Consider the following 2469-nt stretch of genomic DNA (forward strand, 5'->3'; position numbering starts at 1 on the left):
CTGGAGGCCTGGTCGATATGCCGGGCGCCCAGGCTGCGCAGCGATTCGCGCAGCAACTGGCGCACGCCGACGAAGTCGTCGACGATCAGGTATTTTTTATCGGCCCAATCGATGCCGGGCGTTGCGGGCGCGGTGGCAGTGGCGGGGGCGTTCATGGCAGGCGCAGGATGAAACAGCCGCCGCCCAGCGTGCCGCCGTTTTCCAGGCTGATGCTGCCCTGGCGGCCGCGGTGCTTGTGGCTGCGGGCGACTTCGCTGGCGAAGTAGAGTCCGAGGCCGCTGCTGTTGGTGAGGAAGTTGATGCCCTGCCCGACCACGGCGCCCGCTTCCAGCATGGACGACGGGAAGCCGATGCCGTTGTCTTCCACGCGCAGTTCCAGCATGCCGTCGTTTTCGCCGATGACGAGGCGGATCTTGTCCTTGGTGTAGCGCACGGCGTTGTTGATGGCGTGAACCAGAACGCCGAGGACGAGGTCTTCGTCGAAGGTCCAGATCAGGTCATGCGGGCAGCTGGTTTCGAGCTCTATATGCCTGGATTGCAGCAGCACGCGCTGGCCGCTCGCCAGCTGTTCGACCACTTCGCGCACTTGCACGGCGATCGGTTCGAAGGGGTAGCTCGGCTTGCCGACTTCCTTGTACAAGGCAAGCAGCTGGATCAGATTGTCGTTCAGGCGCTTGGTCTGGTACAGCATATGCGCCATCTGGGGATAGGCCGGGTTTTCCTGCGCCGCGCCCTGGGATTGCACAAGCAGATTCTCCAGCGTGCCACTGAGGACGCTGATCGAATTCTTCATGTCGTGCACCGTCGATGCCAGGAACATGAACAGCTCAGGCGAGCCCGGTTGATCTTCCATGAATTCTCCCGCTGTGCGCATGCTGTCAATTATAGCTTGCGGCGGGCTTTCAGGACGAAGCGCGCGGGGTCCAGTGCGGCTACCAGTGTTGCCTCCAGCGGCAAGGGCTCCCCTTCCAGCTGACAGGCCAGCAGCTCGGCGGCCAGTGGCGACCAGATCAGGCCTCGCGATGCGTAGCCGAGCAGTGTGTACAGGCCTTCGTGGCGCTTGACGTCGCGCAGGCGCTCAGCCTTGCCTGCTTCCGCGCCGTAGTCCGGCAACGCGCCCACCAGCGGCAGCCGGTCGGGGGCCATGGTGCGGAAACCCACGCGCCCTTGCAGCGCCGCCTGCCGCGCGGCGGCCACGCGCTCGGGGCCAAGTATCTCCTCCGCACGCAGCAGGTTTTCCTGCTGGCTTTCCGCGCGCAAGGCGCGGTCGTCATCGCGGTCGTATGTGGCGCCGATGCTCGTGATGCCTTGCACGGGTGGCGTCATGTACGCTTCGCGGCAAACAACCATCTTCAGCTTGGGGAATGCTTCCGCGGCGAGGTGCGTCACCTGCCCGCGCATGGTGTACAGCGGCAGCTCGCCCGCCTGCTCGATGGCGGTCGCCCCGGCGCCATTCGCCAGCACCACCACTGGCGCCGACGCGATCACCCGGCCATCCGCGGCGACCACTTCCCACTCGCCCTCAGCCCCCCCTCCTCGTGCGTCGCCGTCGCTGGCGGCCTCGTGGCGGCGTAAAGTGATAGCTTCGGCGTGGAAGATGCGTGTGAGGCGCCTGCCACAGGCGGCGAGCATGGCGCGGCAGACGGAGGCGGGATTCGCCCATCCGCCTTGCGGGAACAGCCAGGCGCCGTAAGGCGTCGGCGCGCCGAGCACGGCGTTGGCGGCGTCCGCGTCCAGCCACTGCACGAACTCTTGCGGGTACTGCCATGCCTCCACCACTTCGCGCTGCAGCGGTGCATGCTCTTCATCACGCGCCAGTTGCAGGACGCCGCATTGCTCACCGAGCACTGGAGCGCCGCCATCCGGCGCGAGTCCGCCTACGCGCCGCCATGCACGCATCGCATACAGGTACGCCGCGCGAGTGAGGCGCGTTGGGATATTGTCGTCCTTCGACAGCAGCGGCATGAAGATGCCAGCGCGATTGCCGGATGCTTCCTGCGCTGGTTCTTCATGGCGCTCGATCAGCGTGACTTGCCAGCTGCGCGCGGCCAGACGCTCGCAAGCCGCGGCGCCAGCCACGCCTGCACCGATGACGATGGCGCGGCGCTCGGGCGGCAGCGGCATCGGCGGCTGCGGCTTGCGGCTGGTGTAGTCGGCGTGCAGCCAGCCGCCGTCATTGGACTCCGCGTTTGCGCCGGGATGCCCGGTCCATGAGAATCCGGCAGCTTTCAGTGTGCGCAGCTGCTGCTCGTCGGGAGCCTGCAAACGTAGCGTGGCATTGGGTGCCGCCAGGCGGGACAGCGCRCGCATGGCGTCCAGTGGTTCGGGGATGACAAATTCGTCGACGCGCGCGGTAATCTCCGGCAACCAGCCGGACGGCGTGCCGCCAACGAGCAGATCGAGCGTAACGCCATCCAGCGCCAGCCGGTGCAGGCCCGGCACCGCCGTCGGCCAAGCAGCGCGCAGATC

2 protein-coding genes are annotated in these 2469 nt (G+C 66.8%); both read right to left on the reverse strand.

What is annotated here, in order from left to right:
• Positions 1-151: 151 nt before the first annotated feature.
• Positions 152-853 (reverse strand): sensor histidine kinase, encoded by a 702-nt coding sequence (locus AB4Z11_RS29375; RefSeq protein ID WP_442029358.1) that lies wholly within the window; start codon positions 851-853, stop codon positions 152-154.
• Positions 854-882: 29 nt separating this feature from the next.
• The coding region (gene mnmC, locus AB4Z11_RS29380) for an FAD-dependent 5-carboxymethylaminomethyl-2-thiouridine(34) oxidoreductase MnmC (RefSeq protein ID WP_442029360.1) at positions 883-2469 on the reverse strand (1587 nt) is incomplete at its 5' end.

It is taken from the genome of Pseudoduganella sp. RAF53_2 (assembly GCF_052113985.1).
Taxonomy (GTDB): domain Bacteria; phylum Pseudomonadota; class Gammaproteobacteria; order Burkholderiales; family Burkholderiaceae_D; genus Rugamonas.

Bases quoted from the DNA above. Each gene is read 5' to 3' on its own strand.
- AB4Z11_RS29375 (WP_442029358.1), bottom strand. From the start codon at position 853: ATGGAAGATCAACCGGGCTCGCCTGAGCTGTTCATGTTCCTGGCATCG.